We start from the raw sequence: 18,151 nt of genomic DNA, 5'->3' as shown, positions 1-18,151 counted from the left end.
GATGTCATCAGGAAAGACTTGATTGTAAAAGGTAATCAGGTTGCCGTTCCTTTGGAGCGGCTATGGATGAGCATAGACAATGAGAACGAAGAAGTGAATTAAGGGCATTTGGTGGATGCCTTGGCATGCACAGGCGAAGAAGGACGTGATACGCTGCGAAAAGCCGTGGGGAGCTGCGAATAAGCTTTGATCCATGGATCTCCGAATGGGGCAACCCACCTTAAATGCTTGGAAAATCCAGTCTGTTTTAACGAACGGCCTGGGTTTCCAAGCATTGTGATAAGGTATCTTACTTTCGAATACATAGGGGTAAGAAGCGAACGCAGGGAACTGAAACATCTAAGTACCTGCAGGAAAGGACATCAACCGAGACTCCGCAAGTAGTGGCGAGCGAACGCGGACCAGGCCAGTGGCAATGATGAATAAAGCGGAACGATCTGGAAAGGTCGGCCATAGAGGGTGATAGCCCCTTACGCGTAGAACAGTCATTGTCCTTGAGTAGGGCGGGACACGTGAAATCCTGTCTGAACATGGGGAGACCACTCTCCAAGCCTAAGTACTCGTGCATGACCGATAGCGAACAAGTACCGTGAGGGAAAGGTGAAAAGCACCCCGACGAGGGGAGTGAAATAGAACCTGAAACCGGATGCCTACAAACAGTCGGAGCCCGCAAGGGTGACGGCGTACCTTTTGTATAATGGGTCAACGACTTAGTGTAACTAGCAAGCTTAAGCCGGTAGGTGTAGGCGCAGCGAAAGCGAGTCTGAATAGGGCGATTGAGTTAGTTGCATTAGACCCGAAACCGAGTGATCTAGCCATGAGCAGGCTGAAGGTTGGGTAACACCAACTGGAGGGCCGAACCCATAACTGTTGCAATAGTTCGGGATGACTTGTGGCTAGGGGTGAAAGGCCAATCAAACTCGGAAATAGCTGGTTCTCCGCGAAATCTATTTAGGTAGAGCGTCGACCGAATACCCTCGGGGGTAGAGCACTGGATGGGCTATGGGGACTCACCGTCTTACTGATCCTAACCAAACTCCGAATACCGAGGAGTACTAGTCGGCAGACACACGGCGGGTGCTAACGTCCGTCGTGAAAAGGGCAACAACCCTGACCTCCAGCTAAGGTCCCCAAGTCATGGCTAAGTGGGAAAGGATGTGAGGATCCCAAAACAACCAGGATGTTGGCTTAGAAGCAGCCATCATTTAAAGAAAGCGTAACAGCTCACTGGTCTAAATAAGGGTCTTTGCGCCGAAAATGTAACGGGGCTAAAGCCATGCACCGAAGCTGAGGATTTGCAGCAATGCAAGTGGTAGCGGAGCGTTCCGTAAGTCTGTGAAGGCGGACCCGTGAGGGCTGCTGGAGATATCGGAAGTGCGAATGTTGACATGAGTAACGATAAAGGGAGTGAGAGACTCCCTCGCCGAAAGACCAAGGGTTCCTGCTTAAAGTTAATCTGAGCAGGGTTAGCCGGCCCCTAAGACGAGGCGGACACGCGTAGTCGATGGGAACCACGTTAATATTCGTGGGCCTGGTGGTAGTGACGGATCTCGTGTGTTGTTCAACCTTATTGGATTGGTTGGGCGGCGAAGAGGTTCCAGGAAATAGCTCCACCGTATAGACCGTACCCGAAACCGACACAGGTGGTCAGGTAGAGTATACCAAGGCGCTTGAGAGAACTATGTTGAAGGAACTCGGCAAATTGCACGCGTAACTTCGGAAGAAGCGTGACCCTTTTGTACGCAAGTATGATGGGGTGGCACAGACCAGGGGGTAGCGACTGTTTATCAAAAACACAGGGCTCTGCGAAGTAGCAATACGACGTATAGGGTCTGACGCCTGCCCGGTGCTGGAAGGTTAAAGGGAGGGGTGCAAGCTCTGAACTGAAGCCCCAGTAAACGGCGGCCGTAACTATAACGGTCCTAAGGTAGCGAAATTCCTTGTCGGGTAAGTTCCGACCTGCACGAATGGCGTAACGACTTCCCCGCTGTCTCCAACATAGACTCAGTGAAATTGAATTCCCCGTGAAGATGCGGGGTTCCTGCGGTCAGACGGAAAGACCCCGTGCACCTTTACTATAGCTTTACACTGGCATTCGCCAAGGCATGTGTAGGATAGGTGGTAGGCTTTGAAGCAGGGACGCCAGTTTCTGTGGAGCCATCCTTGAAATACCACCCTTATCTTCGTGGATGTCTAACCGCGGTCCGTTATCCGGATCCGGGACAGTGTATGGTGGGTAGTTTGACTGGGGCGGTCGCCTCCGAAAGAGTAACGGAGGCGCGCGATGGTTAGCTCAGACCGGTCGGAAATCGGTCGTCGAGTGCAATGGCATAAGCTAGCCTGACTGCGAGACTGACAAGTCGAGCAGAGACGAAAGTCGGTCATAGTGATCCGGTGGTCCCGTGTGGAAGGGCCATCGCTCAACGGATAAAAGGTACGCCGGGGATAACAGGCTGATGACCCCCAAGAGTCCATATCGACGGGGTTGTTTGGCACCTCGATGTCGACTCATCGCATCCTGGGGCTGGAGCAGGTCCCAAGGGTATGGCTGTTCGCCATTTAAAGCGGTACGTGAGTTGGGTTCAGAACGTCGTGAGACAGTTCGGTCCCTATCTGCCGTGGGTGTAGGAATATTGACAGGATCTGTCCCTAGTACGAGAGGACCGGGATGGACGTATCTCTGGTGGATCTGTTGTCCTGCCAAGGGCATAGCAGAGTAGCTATATACGGAATGGATAACCGCTGAAGGCATCTAAGCGGGAAACCAACCTGAAAACGAGTGTTCCCTATCAGAGCCGTGGAAGACGACCACGTTGATAGGACGGGTGTGGAAGCACAGCAATGTGTGAAGCTTACCGTTACTAATAGCTCGATCGACTTCTTCGTTCCCATTGTTCATGCTCATCAAGCGAAGCTTGATGATCTGTTCTGTCTTCACGCTGACGTGGCCTTCGGCCACTACGCTGCAGACGGCGCGCCAAACGATTGGCGACGGACTAGCGCCCTGTATGGGCGCCACGCTCGACCTCGAGCAAGGCAACATACGGATAAGTCACAGAAACGACGTGTAAATTAAATAGAGCCTTGAGCTCTCCAGCTTCTCGAAAACAACGTTCATGTGAAAACATGAACAATGTTGCGTTTTGCCGACCTGGTGGTTATCGCGGGGCGGCTGCACCCGTTCCCATTCCGAACACGGCCGTGAAACGCCCCAGCGCCAATGGTACTTCGTCTCAAGACGCGGGAGAGTAGGTCGCTGCCAGGTCTGCAAAACGCATCAAAATCTTCTCATCACATCCCTCGGCCCAGCCGAAAAAAAAGGGCCGCCAAAAGCGGCCTTTTGCAGTTTAAGACAAAACTTAAGGAAAACGCCAAGTGCGTCCCTTACAGGAGATAAATTGCTCCGCAATTTACTCCGGCAAAGATCCGTCGTCGCTAAAGCAACGACGTAACCGCGACATTCGGCCTTGCCGAATGCGCTGGACGCGGGGTGGAGCAGCCCGGTAGCTCGTCAGGCTCATAACCTGAAGGCCGCAGGTTCAAATCCTGCCCCCGCAACCAAAATTACGAAGAAAGCAAACACGAAAGCCCTCTCCCAAAAGAGGGCTTTCTTGCGTTTCGGGCATAGCTCTACGATAGCACAAATCCGCCCCCGAGCACGCGCGCAAGTGGATGCACCCAAACACAGTCGAACACTCCGAAAACAACCCGGCTTAACAAAGTCCCGGATGCGACCCTGGCCCGAAGCCGTGCTTACCTGTGCCGATCACGTCTACGGCTGCTGCCAATGAGGATAGGTCACATAAGCAGTCAACGCTCCTTCTTCGTGAGACCGGATCGTAACCCTGTCGCCTTTCTGCATGGCGATGATCTCTCCCGGACCTGCCATCACCGTCTTGTGGCTATCGGAAACGGTAATACTTCCTTCCAGGATGACCATCGTGTCGTGTACGGCCATTGTTTCTTCGAGAATCTGGTTTGGTCCATAACGCCCGAATCCGATAGTGACCGGCCCGCCATGGCGCTGATCGAGGAGGTTGGCGGTGAAAATGTCACCGTCTTGTCCTGGCGAGCGTTCAAATGCTGCATCAGCAATGGCGAATTTATGAATGACCATACATTGTCTCCTTAAAGGTTTTGCCGTGCGTGGAGCCGCTTTGAACCGCAGCACGTGCTTGTGCACTCCGCCGAGAGGCTTCTTGTCTGGCGATAACGCCGAAAATCTTCATTCAGGATGGCAGCGTTGATCATCAACACGCCGAGGGAATAACCGGAATAGGTCTTCAGTGTTCCGTTTTACGATTATTGCTTGCGGAAGGCTTTGGCCTGCCGTTCCCGGAAGAGTTCAGCGCTGCAGGTCGGCGACGGGCGCCGTGCCAAACATGCTCTTATACTCCCGACTGAATTGCGAAGGGCTTGCGTAGCCCACGTCATACGCCACGCGGGAGACATTGGTGCTTCCAGAGGCGAGAAGCTTTCGGGCTTCCAGCAGGCGTATATGACGCTGGAAGGCCAGGGGGCTAAATCCCGTGACAGCCTTGAAGTGCCGGTGAAAAGAGGTGACGCTCATGCCGGACGAGGCCGCCAGCTCGGGAATGACAATCGGTTCGTTGTGATTGGTGGCAAGCCAGTCGGCCGCCGTCTTGAGTTGCTGGAACCGGTCGTTTCGCCGTCCGACCTGCCGAAGCGTGTCGCCCATCGAGCTTTGCAGCAAACGATAATAGAGCTCGAACTCGTAGTGTGGCGCGAGCGCGCCGACGTCATCGGGCGTGGCCAGAAGTCCGACAAGGCGAACAAATGCATCGCCGACAGGTCCGTTCAGATTGTCTGATGCGACCGCACATGTCCAGCGATCCTCATGCTTGGGCATGTCGAGCACGACACGCGTGAGCATTCCGATATCGAGATGAAGGCTCATGCCGATGTAGGGAAGCTCTGGCGTCGCGTCAGTCAGCTGGTGGATATAGGGCAGGCCGAAGGACGATGTCGCGCAGTCGCCCGCCAGCAGTTCGAAACGATTGGCGCCCATGGTCAAAACCTTCGTGCCCCGTAGAACGGCGTAGAACATCGGCTCGAACACCGCCGGTGTGGGTGGCGTGGTGCGTGTACTTGTCCATAGCGTCAGGCGCGGGACAGGGGTCGGGATGGCGACGGTTCCCCCCTGACGCTCAACAAAGGGAGCAACGTCCTTCAGCAGTTGGGTGATTGGTTTCACAGAGCCGGCCATCATCTCAGGCATGTAGTGATTTGGAAGGATCAGGCAAGTCTCTGGGAAGATCGGGCATGTAGCTTTCGCCGTGCCCGCCTATCTTCAGGCTTAACGAATTGAGCTGCCACGATCCCCGGTAATCAGGTGGAACATACCTCGAGACCGCGCATCGGGGCGACATGAGATTGAAAGGGTCCGGATTATGCAGGAACTGGCTGGAAAGAACGCTCTGGTAACGGGTGGTTCGCGTGGCATAGGCGCAGCAATTGCGCGCGCTCTTTCTGGGAAGGGAGCGAATGTAGCAATAACCTATGAGCGGTCAGCCGAGACCGCCGCGCAACTCGTTCGGGCAATTCAGGCCGAGGGGGGCACGGCCGTCGCGATCCAGGCTGACAGCGCCGATCCGGCCGCAATACAACACGCCGTGGACGAGACGGTTCGGGCTCTGGGCGGCCTCGACATTCTCGTCAACAATGCCGCGATAGGACGATACAATAATATTGCCGATTTCGCAGTCGAGGATCTCGACGCGTTGCTGGCGGTTAACGTCCGCGGGCCTGTTCTGGCGTCGAAGGCAGCCATTCCACACCTCAAGGAAGGTGGCCGGATCATAAATATCGGCTCAGCGGGCGCGGATCGCATCGTCGGCGTCCCCGGTACGGTCTATTACATGACCAAGAGTGCGCTTCAGGCATTCAATCGCGGACTTGCGCGAGAATTGGGTGCTCGGGACATCACGGTCAATCTCGTTCAGCCGGGATCGACGAACACCGATTCGAATCCCGAGACGGGAGAATCAGCGGACTACCAGCGCAGCCTGAGCGCGCTTGGCCGCTTCAATCAGCCGGAAGATGTCGCGGCCGCCGTCGCTTTTCTCGCAACGCCTGCCGCCCGGCAGATCACAGGGACGATCCTTACCGTCGACGGCGGCGCGCTTGCGTGAAAGCGCACTGCAGCCGGTGCTTCGCACGATGAAAATCGGACGGGGCACCGATCGGTAACCGATCCCTGTGGAAAAATCGGCGCAGTCTGCACATCCCTTCCTTCCCGAACCGCGAAGCGAAAAAATAGCGTCGCATCATGCTCCCTGCCAGCCAAGGAAAAATACATGAAAGCCGCAGTTTACGACAACCCCGGTCCTCCTACAGTTTTGAGATATGCTGATGTGCCCGATCCGGTTTGCGGGCCGGATGATGTGCTTATTGCCGTCGAGGCGATTTCCATTGAAGGCGGCGATCTGATCAATCGCCGGTCGACACCACAGCAATCCCCGTGGATTGTCGGCTATGCCGCTGCAGGGACCGTGATTTCCGTTGGTAAAAATGTCCGCGACCGGGCGGTCGGCGAAAGGGTGGCTGCATTCGATATGCAGGGGTCCCATGCAGAACTCTGGTCCGTCCCGGCCTCGCGCACGTGGCTTTTGCCGGAAGGCGTCGGAATGGCACAGGCCGCGGCCCTGCCGATTTCGTTCGGCACGGCTCATCATTGTCTGATCACCAAAGGCGGCTTGCAAAAGGCAGAGACAGTTCTGATACAGGCTGCCGCCGGCGGCGTGGGTCTGGCTGCCGTCCAATTGGCGCGTGACGCGGGCGCGACCGTCATTGCTGCGGCGGGCGGTAGTGAAAGACAGGCACGCCTGCGCGGCCTCGGCGCATCACATGTCATCGATCGGCTGGAAAAGGATGTCGTTGAGGAGGTTCTCCGGCTGACCGGTGGCATGGGGGCTGACCTCGTCATCGATCCTGTCGGTTCGACTTTGCAAGCGTCCTTATCCGCTCTCGCGCCCGAGGGTCGCCTCGTGTTCGTCGGGAATGCAGGTGGCGGCAGCCTCCATGCCGATCTCTGGCCGCCGATGCAGAACAATCAAACGCTGCACGGTGTCTTCATGGGGCCGCTCTTCGAGAGGACGGCGGTATACGGAACTGTCATCCAGCTTCTCAAGGCCGTGGCCGAGGGACGCATGGAGGTCGTGATCGACCGCGTGTTTCCGTTGAGCGACGCCTCGATGGCACATGAGTATGCGGAGAGAGCCAAGCCGCTTGGCCGCGTCGTGATGACACCTTGAGGTTGCTGCCACCCATTCATGCGGTCAGGCGCTTGAGCCCTTCCCACTGCCGAAGCACTCGATCAGCATTTCGGTCAGCACCCGGACTTTTCTTGCGGGATGCTGACCCGGCGGCCGGACGACATATATCCCGGCCGGGGGTGGAGGATGACCTTTCATCACTTCCACCAGTTCGCCCGCAGCCAGATAATTTTTGACGAGGTCGTAAGGCAGCACGGCGACTCCCAATCCGGCCGCCGCGGCGACAGCAAGAGCAACTCCGTTATCGGCCTTGAACTGTCCCTGCGGACGAACGGTTATCATCCTGTCTCCGTCCATCACCTGCCAGGTTTCCGTGCCTTGCATGAGAGCCTGATGAGCCACAAGTTCTTCGGGTGTTTGCGGCGAGCCGTGGACCTTGATGTAATCCGGGCTGGCAACAAAAATTCCATAGAGCGGACCGACGCGTCTGGCGACGAGGCTTGAATCCGGGAGGTTCCCGACCCGGATCGCGCAATCATATCCTTCGGCGATCAGATCCACGAAACGATCAGTGTAGCAGGTCTGGATCTGAAGCTGGGGATAGCGGCGCGCCATTTGCGCAATCACGAGCGCGAAATGCGTTGGGCCGAAAGAGAGCGGCGCTGCAATCCGCAGACGCCCGCGAAGCTCACCAGCCGGAAGAATCGTCTCCCGCGCCATATCGATGTCGGCTGAAATCCTGGCGGCATAGTCCCGGAAGGTGGCGCCCGCCTCCGTCAGGGAAGCGCCGCGTGTGGACCTGGCCAGAAGCTGAACGCCAAGTTCAGCCTCAAGCCGCGCCAGCCGCCTGCTGACCATGGACTTGGATATGCCGAGCCGCACTGCGGCCGAAGAGACACCTCCCGCATCTGCAACTTCGACAAATGTCCTGATGTCTTCGATATCCACTCTGCGTTCCCCATTCTGCAACACAGCTCAACGCTGACAAGGACTACCGCATCATAAACAGGAATGACAAGTTTCCTCCCGCGGCAACGCCCGAAGGGATGCAGGTCCCTTGCGCAAGCGCCTCGATAAACCGCCAACACAGGATGAACCCATGACCTTTCGTAACGGCCTTGATTCACTTCTCCGCCCCGAAGATTCCGTCCTCGTTCTGATTGATCATCAGCCCTATCAGCTCGCAAACCTGAACAGCCACGATCCGCAGGCTGTGGTCAATCTCACGACGGCGCTGGCGAAGCTGGCCAAAGCCTTCGATGTTCCGACTGTCCTCACCAGCGTAATTGCGGCACGCGGCGGACTTCTCTTCAAGCAGATCACCGACGTGTTTCCTGATCAGCAAGTCATCGATCGCACCTGGGTGAACACCTGGCAGGACGAGAATGTAGTGAACGTTGTCAAGGCGACCGGCCGCAAGCAGCTGATCATTGCCGGACTGTGGACCGAAGTCTGCGTTGCAATGCCCGTGATCCAGGCCGCCGGCGAAGGCTGGGACGTGACCGTGATTACCGACGCATCCGGCGGGATTTCGAAGGAATCTCATGAAGTTGCCATCCAGCGTATGATCGCGGCGGGCGCAAATGTGATGACGGTAATGGCGCTTGCGGGTGAATGGCAACGCGATTGGGCCCGCACCGAGCATGTTGAGGAGCTGACCGAAATTCTCATCCAGCACTTCGGCGGCAGCGGCATCGCCTATCTCTGGGAGCAGCAGTTGCTCAACACGCCGGCGCCGTCCACCAAGGGCGGCCACTAACATAGAGCGGGATGTTGGGGTGCGGGACGGAGAGCTGCGTAAGGCCCATCGTCGCAAGCTTCTTCATCCCAGCCCTGCATCCGCATTGCACGAGAAATCGTCCGTGGCGAGTTTCGTCATGAAGCTGTTACCGAAAGGGTCGCTTACCCATGGTGCGGGGCCGCGGGCAGGAGCTTAAAAGTGCCCGTTGCATCACGGGTGGTGCAACGGGCGCTTATCCGACCTACAAGTGTTTTCAGTTCGGACTAGACTGAGGCTCGGTATCGGGCACGACCGACAAGGTGTGCTTGAGGCATTTGAGTGCAAAGCAGGAGCGCGAATGGCGCACGCCCTCGATCTTGTAGAGCTTGCGGCGCAGAAATTGCTCGTAACCTGCGGTTCCCGCCACCGCGACCTTGATGAGATAATCATATTCGCCGGTGGTCAGATAAGCTTCCAGCACCTCTGGAAGAGCCGCCATGGCTTCGCCGAAGCGTTCCAGAACCTCATCATCGTGACGCTCCAGCATGACCTCGATGATTACCGTCTCGGTCAAGCCTAGCTGCGCCTGATCGAGAATTGCCGTATAGCCGCGGATGACACCTTCCTCTTCCAGCCGCTTGACTCGCTGCCAGCAGGGGCTGGGTGAAAGTCCCACCTTCTCGGATAGTTCCGTATTGCTCAGCCTGCCGTTTTCCAGCAGGGCGCGGAGTATTTTGCGGTCGATCCTGTCGAGCGGCTTCGTCATGCCGGTCTCTCCCAAACATGCAGCGAAAAAATCTGCCGCCGATCCGTCGGCGTGCGAAAGAAGTGTCTTGGTTTCGATGCTTTGGCTGCGCCATTCGAAAGCACCTTCGGCTGGTTTTTTAGTACCGTACTGCATGGTACAGGCAGCAGGGAGGAGCGGGCATGGCACCGATATCGCAGCAGCATTTTCCAAGACCCAGGACGTTGATCCATCCCGGTATTTCCGCGCCTGTGCGCATCAACAGCCTGCGCTCGCCCTCGGCGCGCCATGTCCGGCTGTTCATCAAGCCGGGGCGCAGCCTTTACGACGGCATCGTTCAGCCGCTTGCGGGGGAAGGCATTGAAAGCGCCTCCCTGACCATACTCGGAGGGCACTTCGATGGATTGTCCTATTGCGTTGCTCCGCCTGATCCATCCGGCAACGCCGTCATCGCTTATACGAAGCCCATCGACGCCGGTGCGGCGTGGCTCATCTTCGGCAACGCCACGCTTGGGCGCAGCATGAAGGGCGAGCCGATCGTGCATTGCCACGCCGCCATGCGAACCGCGGCGGGTTTGGTCAGAGGCGGTCATTTGCTGACAGAATCCTGCATTGTCGGCGAGGGTGGCATTTCCGCGCTTGTGACCTCGCTCGACAGTTTCCTGTTGCAACAGTCTTTCGATCCAGAAACGAATATTCCCCTTCTTCAACCGAAAAATCGCATGGAGCGCGCCGATGAACATGCATGATATTGTCGAATCCGGTTCCATGGGGCGCGTGGCCTATGCCCGCATAGCCCCCAATGAAGATCTTGTGCTCGGCGTCGAGAAACTGTGCCTGGCCGAGGGCTTCCGCAATGCCTTCGTGCGCGGTGCGCTGGGCAGCCTGGTGGATGCGTGCCTCGGCACCCGCAGCGGCGACTTTCTGCAGATAAGCGGCCCCGCCGTTGAAATCGTTTCGATAGCCGGCGAAGTACGCGCCCAGCCTGATGGCTCGTTGCGCGCTGCGCTGACCGGCGTTGTGGCCGATACGGAGGGTGCGGTTTACGGCGGCCCCTTCATCGCAGGCGCCAACCCTGTCTGCATGACTTTCGAGGTGACGCTGGAGGAATGGCTGCCGACGGAAAAATCGCAAGCGGCGTGAACAAAATGGGACGAGCAGGGGCGCCGTGTCGCCAAACGTCCCTGCGCCGCTCAAGCTGCGGCCTCACGTTTCTCCGTCAGAAGAAGTTCGAAGGTGACGCAAACGGGGTTTTTGCCGCGCACCAACCGCCCGCCGCTGATGTGGCGGGTGAGATCGACCATCGCAATATCCAGCGCCGTGCGTTCACTGTCGGAGCTGATATGGCCTGCGCGGATAAGGATTTCGCTGGCGTAGGCGGTAATGGTCGTTCCGTCATCGTAGTCCGCGCCAATAAGGCTTCCAATGCCATTGACATCGGCTTCCGGCAGGCCGAATTCCGTGCAGGCCGCTTCGAGGGCGAGGCAGATGTCGGTGTTAGGCCGAACAGTGCATAAAAGCGCCCTCAGTCCCGCATCCTGATGCCTACGCGGCCGGGGGATGGGTGTGAAAAGCGGAAAATTCGTTTCCTCATCCTGCCGAGCGTCGAGGATCGCTCCGTCAAGCGCCAGCGCCTCAAATTGTATTTCTTGGGCAAATTCGGCTTCGAAGGGAAGCAGGTGTCCCATGGAGACGACGCCCTGAGCACTTTTCCACGAACCATGGCAGTGCAGAAACGGCTGGCCATCGCGACGTCCCATATGAAGGCCGGCATCGATGATCGTGCCCTCAGGCATGGAAAAGGTTTCGCTGTACCAGGCCGCATGGGAGGCATCAGGAGCGGCCGCGGGCATAACGTATTCCAGCCGCTTCATCGGCACGTTTTTCAGCCTGATGTAGCCACCCTCGAAACCCCGTTCCGCAAAGGCAGCGGCAATCGCTTCGTTGACGCACATGCCCGCACGGACGGTTAACGTGACGGGATGGGCACGGCAGCCGATGGCGCGAAAGCGCTCGGGTGTCTCCGGCCCGGGGTGGACGATGCTGCGCGGAAGCGCTGCCTGTGCCATCGGCGTCATACCGCCAGCCCCGCGGTGATGAAGCCGCCATCCACGGCAAGAACCTGACCATTGACGTAGCTCGCATCATCCGACACCAGAAACGCCACGGCAGAGGCGATTTCATCGGTTCTGCCATAGCGGTGCATGGGAACACGGCTATGCCACTGATCGCGAACATTCTCGGTATGGACCGCCTGGGTCAGCGGTGTATCGACCGGGCCGGGTGCAATTGCATTGACGCGGATGCCCGATTGTCCGAGCTCGTTCGCCATCACCATCGTCAGGAGATTGACGCCGCCTTTCGAGGCACCATAGGCGCTGCGGCCCCGGTTGCCACACATGCCGGAAACCGAGCTGATGTTGACGATGGAGCCGGGAATCTCACGGTCCAGCCAGTAACGCGCCGCCGCGCGAGCCACCGCGAAGCTGCCGACGAGATTGACGTCGACGATGCGGCGAAATTCTTCGACGCTGGTCTCGACGGAAAGCTTGTCGATGCCGATGCCGGCGCTGTTGACGACGGCCACCAGATCAACCGCCTGTTCAACGCCATTCACCGTCAATGCGGCGAATGCCTCCTCTATCGACGCTTCATCCGCCACGTTGCACACGATGCCACGCGAGGCGTCGATACCGAGCTTCTCGCAGGCCGCGTCCAGCGCTTCGCGCTTGAGATCCAGCAGCCAGGGTTGCCATCCGCGCGCCATCAGCAGCTGCGCGGTGGAAAAACCGATGCCGGATGCTCCGCCGGTGATCGCGACAGCTCCTTTTGTCCCTGCCGTCCGTTGTGTCATACCCTCTCCTCCCGGTTGAATGCCGCGCGCGTCAGCCTGTCCGCTTTTCCTCGAAAACCGGCATCTGGCCACGCCTTTCCAGCTCTTCGCGGATCATTTTCTTGGTGATCTTGCCATAGGCGGATTTTGGCATGGCATCCCAGAACACGACTGTTTTGGGCAGCTTGTAACGGGCCATCTTGCCTTCCAGATAGGCCTTGAGGTCGATGCCGGTGATGTCAGCGCCTTCTCTCGCCACGCAGACCGCCACGCCCACTTCGCCCCACACCGCATCTGGCACACCCAGAACCGCCGCCTCGCTGATATCGGGATGCATGAGAATTTTTTCTTCGATCTCGCGCGGATAGATGTTCGAGCCGCCGGAAATATACATGTCGGAGGCGCGCCCGGTGATGTAAACGAAGCCGTTTTCATCGCGGTGGCCGAGATCGCCGGTGCGGAACCAGCCGTTGCGGAAGGCTTTGGCATTGGCGTCGGGGTTGTCGTAATAACCGGCGAAGACGGCGGGACCGATGACGCAGATCTCGCCGGTTTCTCCCGCCTCCACCTCTTCGCCTGCGTCGTTCTGGATCTGCACCTCCATGCCTGTCCGGTCGAACCCGCAGGTGCCGACCCGCGCTTCCGGACCGTCTTCTGCGCTATGGAAGGAAGGGGGAAGCACGGTGATATTACCGGTGACTTCGCCGAGGCCGAAATACTGCACCAGCACCGGACCGAGCTTTGCCAATGCCCGTTTCTGGTCGGCGCGATACATCGGCGCGCCGGCATAGATGACATAGCGCAGCGAGGAATGATCGAAACGATCCACGGACGGGTCTTCGACCAGCATTTTCAGAATGGTCGGCACGGTGAAGGCATTGGTGACACGCCATTTCTCGATCAACGCCCAAACGGCTGGGACATCGAGTTTTTCCGCTGCCGGCAGCACGGTCTTTGCCCCGTGCGCCACCTGCACCAGCTGGTGAATGCCCGCGCCGTGCGAAAGCGGAGCGACAACGATGGATGCGTCGCCTGTTCCCGTGCCGGGCATCAGATCGCAGAGATGGTTGGTGATGACAAAGGCCATCTGCCCGTGGGTCAGCACCGCCGCCTTGGGGCGCCCGGTGGTGCCGGACGTGAAGAAGAACCAGCAGGGATCGTCGCGATCCACCGCCTCGCCCTTGACCTTCTGACCCAGATGACGGGCGACAATCGCATCATAATCCTCACCGAATTCCGCCTGACCGATGGCGATGGTGAAATCGATCGCTGCGGCTTCACGGCTTGCTTTCGCATGTTCGGGAAAAGCGCTGGCGCAGATCATGCCGCGTGCGCCGCTGGCCTTCGCCAGGTAGCCGACTTCATCTGGCGATTGGCGGTAATTGGTCGGCACCCACACCGCGCCCACCCGGAAGCAGGCGAACATCGATTCGAACATCTGGTTGTTGTTGGAAGACTGCACCAGAATACGGTCACCCTTGACGACACCGAATTCATTGACCAGCGCATGCGCCATGGCGTCGACGCGGGCTTCCATTTGCGCCCAGCTCCAGGTCTTTTCACCCCAGACGAAGCCGATATGATGCGGGTTGCGGCGCGCGGCCTGCGTCAGAAAATGCGAAAGGTTCATCACCCGCGTGGTTGATGGTGTGACACCGCCCGGAGGATGCTGCACGGGGCCAGGTGTCCTCATTTCACGCGCTCCATGATCGAAACATAGTTGGCAACCGCGGTGCCGCCCATGTTGAAAACGCCGGCAAGCGAGGCGCCGGGGATCTGCATGTCTCCAGCCTCGCCCATCAACTGCATCGCTGCCATTACATGCATGGAAACGCCGGTCGCTCCGACCGGGTGGCCTTTCGATTTCAGTCCCCCCGAAGGGTTGATTGGCAAACGGCCGGTCTTCAGCGCGGTGCCTTCGTGGACGACCCGGTGCCCTTCGCCTGGTTTTGCGAGCCCCATGGCCTCATATTCGATAAGTTCAGCTATGGTGAAGCAGTCGTGCGTTTCAACGAAAGAAAGGTCGTCGAGCGTAGCGCCCGCAAGTTCCAGCGAGCCGGCCCATGCGCGGCGGGCGCCCTCGAAGGCCAGCGGGTCGCGGCGGCTCAGCGCCAGAATGTCATTGATCTGTTTTCTGCCCCGAAAGCCGATCGCCCGGTGGAGGCTGGCTGCGGTTTCTTCGTCGGCCAAAACGATGGCCGCCGCGCCGTCGGAAATCAGCGAGCAGTCGGTACGGCGTAGCGGGCCTGCGACATACGGGTTCTTATCGGACACGGTGTTGCAGAATTCGAAGCCGAAATCCTTGCGCATATGGGCATAGGGATTGACCGCGCCGTTGGCGTGGTTCTTGGCGGCGATCATCGCAAGCTCCTCCGAGCGATCGCCATAACGCTGGAAATAGGCCTGGGCGATGCGACCGAACTGGCCGGCAAAACCGCCGGGGATATTGGCCTCTTCTGCGCGGTAGCAAGCAGAGAGCAGAATGTCGCCTACCTCGGCGGTGGGAAGCGCCGTCATTTTTTCGGCGCCCACGACGAGCGCAATGCGGCCCCGCCCCGCCTCGATGAAATCCATCGCGCTGTACAGGGCGGCCGATCCCGTCGCGCAGGCATTTTCGAAGCGCACGGCGGGCGTATAGGCCAGTCTTTCATCACCCATTGCCACCAGGGCGCCCTGAAAATCCTGTTTCGAGAAACCATTGTTCATCACACCGACAAAAATGCCGTCGATATCGCCAACGTCGATGCCCGCATGGTCTATGGCCGGCGCGACGACTGACGCCATCAGCTGTTCGGTATTTTCAAGGGTCGATTTGCCGAAAGGCGAATGCGCCCAGCCGACGATCTGCGCTTTGCTCATTTGCTCGTTCTCCTTGCCTGTCGCTTCGGTTCGCCGTCTCCGCGCGTGCGTGCGCGGCTGGCCATCATTTCTGCGATGCGTGTTTCGATACGTGTCACCTCTTCGCGCAGCAGCGCCGCCAGTTCTGGCTGACGCTCCGGCCGCATGCGGCTATCGACGGCGGCGATGCTCAACGCTCCCGCCACCGCTCCATCCGGCGTGCGGATTGCGACACCGATACCCCATGAATTGGAAAGGATGAGGCCTGGATTGAGCGAGTAGCCGTTCGCCCGGGTCAATTCGACATCACGGCGTAGCCCGTCGAGCGTGATGCCGGGATAATTCGCGGCGATGAGGCCGCTATTGGCGGCGATGACGCTATCCACTTCGGCATCGGGCAGGGCGGCCAGCATGGCGAGAGATCCGGCGCCGATACCCAGCGGGTGCTCGAAACCGGCCTGGAGCGCATGGGTGCGCACGGGCCAGGTGCCTTCCTCGCGATAGAGGCAGAGAGAAAACGTATCGCGGCGTACCGAAAGGAAGCTCGAATCCTCGGTACGGCGGGAAATACGCGTCAGTCCGTCCTGGGCCATCTGCAACAATCCGAAACGGCGTGATGACAGGCTGCCCAGCACGTAGGCTTCCTCGCCGAGATAATATCGGCGTGTCTCCTCGTCCTGTTCCACGAGGCCTGCCCGGATCAACGCCAGCAGCAGGCGGCGGGCCGTTGGCTTGTTCAACCCGCTTTCGGCGACGATGCCGGAAAGCGACACACCGCGTTCGGCGTGCCGCCCCACCATGGACAGCAGCGCCAGCGCCCGGTCCACGGCACGTGCCCCTGTCAGATCGTTTTCCGCCGCAACCACCGTGGCCATATCAGGTAAACGCCCCCACTGCGCAACTTTGGCCGCCGTCGACCGGCAGGCAGATGCCCGTGATAAATTTTGCTTCATCGGATGCCAGAAAAACGGCGGCGCGGGCGATATCGAAGGCATCACCCATGCGCCCCACGGGCACCGCGGCATTACGCGCCGCCACCATTTCCTCGACGGAGGCGTACTGGTTGCTGATCTGCTTGTAGATCAGCGGCGTATCGATCATGCCCGGCAGAACGCAATTGGCGCGAATACCTTGCCGTGCGTATTGCATCGCCAGCGCCACGGTGGCCTGGTTGACCGCGGCCTTCATGGCGTAATAGGCGAAATAAGGATAGCCGGTCCAGCGGATCGAGGCGAGTGAGGAAATATTGACGATGGCGCCGCCGCCCTGCCTCAGCATCACCGGCAGAACAGCCTTGGCGGTGCGATAGACAGAGCCGATGTTGAGATCGACGGAGGCGCGAAAGCGCTCCTCATCCAGCTCCACCGGCCCGCCCATATGCGTCACGCCGACATTATTGTGCAGGATGTCGATGCCATCAAAGGCATCGCAGGTTCGTGCAACTGCCGCTGATACGGATTCCAGCTTCGTGACATCGGCGGCAACGGCGATTGCCTCAAAACCTTCTTCGCGGATGATCTGCGCGGTTTCTTCAGCCGCGCCGGCGGAGAGGTCGACACAGGCCACGCGCGCGCCCTCACGGGCAAATTGCACGGCCGCAGCCTTGCCATTGCCAAAGCCCGGCCCCGATGATCCTGCGCCAAATACAAGCGCGCGTTTTCCCGTCAGGCGACCTGTCAAAACAGTCTCCATTAAAACAGCCAGAAGTGATCGGATCGGCCCCGCTTGCGGCGGGACCGATTATTTGCTGACCGGTCAGGTCAGGCTGGCGCCAACGGCCTTTTCGAGAATGGCCCAGGCTTCGTCGCCATATTTGCTTTTCCACTCGGAATAGAATCCGGCTTCCTTGAGGGCTGCACGGAAGAGCGATGCGTCAGTATCGTTGAAGGCCATGCCCTTGCTGATCAAGTCTTCCTTCACCGAGGCGTTGAGCTTCGCCACGTCGGCGCGTTCATCCTTGCCGGCCTGATTGAGGTTCTTGGCAACGATGGTGCGCAGGTCGTCCGGCAGCCGCTCCCACGCGCGCTTGTTGGCGAGGAACCAGAAACCATCCCACATGTGATTGGTAACCGAGCAGAACTTCTGCACTTCGAAGAGCTTCGCGGTGGAAATGATGGCCAGAGGGTTTTCCTGGCCGTCGACGACGCCGGTCTGCAACGCGGTGTAGACTTCCGCGAAGTTGATGGAAGCGGGAGCCGACTTGAAGGCCTTGAACATCGAGGTCCAGAGAGGGCTCACCGGCACGCGGATCTTGAAACTTTCGAGATCGGCAGGCGTGGTGATGGGTTTCGATGCGCTGGTGATCTGGCGGAAACCGTTGTCCCAGATCGTATCCATGGCGACGAGATTTTGTTTGGCAATTTCACCGCGTACATATTTGCCGAGATCGCCGTCCATGGCCGCCCATACGGAATCATAATCCGGGAAGGCAAAGCCGATGCCGCTGATGGACGCGTTTGGTACCAGCGTGGACAGGATCAGCGGCGAGAGCGTGAAGAATTCAACGCCGCCGGAACGCACCTGGCTCAGCATGTCGGTATCGGCCCCCAACTGGCTGCTGGGGAATATCTTGATATTGACCCGCCCGTCGGTTTCTTTCTCGATACGATCGGCCGCTTCCTTCGCGCGCACGTTCATGGGGTGCGCAGCCGGCAGATTATTGGCATATTTGTAGCTGAATTCCGCGGCGCGTGCGCGCGATACGAATGCGGTGGCAAGAACGGCAGAACCGGCGCCCGCGAGCATGGTACGTCTGTTGATGATCATTGCTTTCTCCTCCC

At 58.8% G+C, this 18,151-nt stretch carries 16 protein-coding genes, 1 tRNA gene and 2 rRNA genes; 8 read left to right on the top strand and 11 right to left on the bottom strand.

Going from position 1 to position 18,151, the window contains the following annotated elements; all coding sequences use genetic code 11:
- Positions 1 to 87: 87 nt before the first annotated feature.
- The 3 genes from EYD00_RS10805 (at position 88) to EYD00_RS10795 (ending at position 3,561) form a co-directional block, all read left to right on the top strand.
- Positions 88 to 2,886 (top strand): 23S ribosomal RNA (locus EYD00_RS10805).
- 264 nt (positions 2,887 to 3,150) lie between these two features.
- Positions 3,151 to 3,265: ribosomal RNA gene (gene rrf / locus EYD00_RS10800) — 5S ribosomal RNA — on the top strand.
- Between the two features lie 219 nt (positions 3,266 to 3,484).
- Positions 3,485 to 3,561, top strand: a tRNA-Met gene (locus EYD00_RS10795).
- Positions 3,562 to 3,772: 211 nt separating this feature from the next.
- On the opposite strand, the gene EYD00_RS10790 is transcribed toward EYD00_RS10795, so the two are convergent.
- Entirely contained in the window at positions 3,773 to 4,117 is a 345-nt protein-coding gene (locus EYD00_RS10790; protein ID WP_004443592.1) for a EutQ-related cupin domain-containing protein, read from the bottom strand.
- Between the two features lie 228 nt (positions 4,118 to 4,345).
- Positions 4,346 to 5,215, bottom strand: coding sequence for an AraC family transcriptional regulator (locus EYD00_RS10785; RefSeq protein WP_234794421.1), 870 nt, complete (start codon positions 5,213 to 5,215; stop codon positions 4,346 to 4,348).
- A 196-nt stretch (positions 5,216 to 5,411) separates the two neighbouring features.
- On the opposite strand from EYD00_RS10785, the gene EYD00_RS10780 reads away from it, so the two are divergent.
- Entirely contained in the window at positions 5,412 to 6,152 is a 741-nt protein-coding gene (locus EYD00_RS10780) for an SDR family NAD(P)-dependent oxidoreductase (RefSeq protein ID WP_034498653.1), read from the top strand.
- Between the two features lie 165 nt (positions 6,153 to 6,317).
- Positions 6,318 to 7,274: a quinone oxidoreductase family protein gene (locus tag EYD00_RS10775; protein ID WP_004443587.1), complete on the top strand. Its 957-nt coding sequence runs from the start codon at positions 6,318 to 6,320 to the stop codon at positions 7,272 to 7,274.
- A gap of 24 nt (positions 7,275 to 7,298) precedes the next feature.
- Here EYD00_RS10775 and EYD00_RS10770 read toward each other — a convergent pair whose 3' ends face one another.
- A complete protein-coding gene (locus tag EYD00_RS10770) occupies positions 7,299 to 8,183 on the bottom strand; it encodes a LysR family transcriptional regulator (protein WP_034498655.1) in 885 nt (294 codons plus the stop codon).
- Positions 8,184 to 8,334: 151 nt separating this feature from the next.
- On the opposite strand from EYD00_RS10770, the gene EYD00_RS10765 reads away from it, so the two are divergent.
- Positions 8,335 to 8,994, top strand: a complete 660-nt coding sequence (locus EYD00_RS10765; protein ID WP_004443583.1) for a hydrolase — start codon at positions 8,335 to 8,337, stop codon at positions 8,992 to 8,994.
- 235 nt (positions 8,995 to 9,229) lie between these two features.
- On the opposite strand, the gene EYD00_RS10760 is transcribed toward EYD00_RS10765, so the two are convergent.
- Positions 9,230 to 9,721, bottom strand: coding sequence for an Lrp/AsnC family transcriptional regulator (locus tag EYD00_RS10760; protein ID WP_004443579.1), 492 nt, complete (start codon positions 9,719 to 9,721; stop codon positions 9,230 to 9,232).
- Between the two features lie 161 nt (positions 9,722 to 9,882).
- Here EYD00_RS10760 and EYD00_RS10755 point away from each other — a divergent pair, with 161 nt between their 5' ends.
- Positions 9,883 to 10,449 carry a PPC domain-containing DNA-binding protein gene (locus tag EYD00_RS10755; RefSeq protein ID WP_004443577.1) on the top strand — a complete coding sequence of 189 codons (567 nt, stop codon included), beginning with the start codon at positions 9,883 to 9,885 and terminating at the stop codon, positions 10,447 to 10,449.
- On the top strand, positions 10,436 to 10,843 hold the full coding sequence (locus EYD00_RS10750; protein ID WP_004443574.1) for a PPC domain-containing DNA-binding protein: 408 nt from the start codon (positions 10,436 to 10,438) through the stop codon (positions 10,841 to 10,843). The genes EYD00_RS10755 and EYD00_RS10750 overlap by 14 nt, the downstream gene beginning before the upstream one ends.
- Positions 10,844 to 10,893: 50 nt before the next feature.
- On the opposite strand, the gene EYD00_RS10745 is transcribed toward EYD00_RS10750, so the two are convergent.
- The 7 genes from EYD00_RS10745 to EYD00_RS10715 form a co-directional block, all read right to left on the bottom strand.
- Positions 10,894 to 11,778 (bottom strand): PPC domain-containing DNA-binding protein, encoded by an 885-nt coding sequence (locus EYD00_RS10745; protein WP_004443571.1) that lies wholly within the window; start codon positions 11,776 to 11,778, stop codon positions 10,894 to 10,896.
- Positions 11,775 to 12,554: an SDR family NAD(P)-dependent oxidoreductase gene (locus EYD00_RS10740; RefSeq protein WP_004443568.1), complete on the bottom strand. Its 780-nt coding sequence runs from the start codon at positions 12,552 to 12,554 to the stop codon at positions 11,775 to 11,777. Before EYD00_RS10740 ends, EYD00_RS10745 begins: the two co-directional genes overlap by 4 nt.
- Positions 12,555 to 12,585: 31 nt before the next feature.
- Positions 12,586 to 14,226 carry an acyl-CoA synthetase gene (locus EYD00_RS10735; protein WP_004443566.1) on the bottom strand — a complete coding sequence of 547 codons (1,641 nt, stop codon included), beginning with the start codon at positions 14,224 to 14,226 and terminating at the stop codon, positions 12,586 to 12,588.
- The gene (locus tag EYD00_RS10730) at positions 14,223 to 15,392 is read right to left on the bottom strand and encodes an acetyl-CoA acetyltransferase (protein WP_004443563.1); all 1,170 of its coding nucleotides are present in this window, start codon (positions 15,390 to 15,392) and stop codon (positions 14,223 to 14,225) included. The genes EYD00_RS10735 and EYD00_RS10730 overlap by 4 nt, the downstream gene beginning before the upstream one ends.
- Positions 15,389 to 16,246, bottom strand: coding sequence for an IclR family transcriptional regulator (locus EYD00_RS10725; RefSeq protein ID WP_004443561.1), 858 nt, complete (start codon positions 16,244 to 16,246; stop codon positions 15,389 to 15,391). Before EYD00_RS10725 ends, EYD00_RS10730 begins: the two co-directional genes overlap by 4 nt.
- A gap of 1 nt (position 16,247) precedes the next feature.
- On the bottom strand, positions 16,248 to 17,051 hold the full coding sequence (locus EYD00_RS10720; RefSeq protein ID WP_004443560.1) for an SDR family NAD(P)-dependent oxidoreductase: 804 nt from the start codon (positions 17,049 to 17,051) through the stop codon (positions 16,248 to 16,250).
- Positions 17,052 to 17,126: 75 nt separating this feature from the next.
- On the bottom strand, positions 17,127 to 18,137 hold the full coding sequence (locus tag EYD00_RS10715) for a TRAP transporter substrate-binding protein (protein WP_004443559.1): 1,011 nt from the start codon (positions 18,135 to 18,137) through the stop codon (positions 17,127 to 17,129).
- Positions 18,138 to 18,151: the final 14 nt, after the last annotated feature.

This window comes from Agrobacterium sp. 33MFTa1.1, assembly GCF_004328495.1.
GTDB classification, from domain to species: Bacteria; Pseudomonadota; Alphaproteobacteria; order Rhizobiales; family Rhizobiaceae; genus Agrobacterium; species Agrobacterium pusense.
The sequence above is the reverse complement of the archived record's forward strand: the minus strand, read 5'-3'. Positions and strand labels throughout refer to the sequence as shown.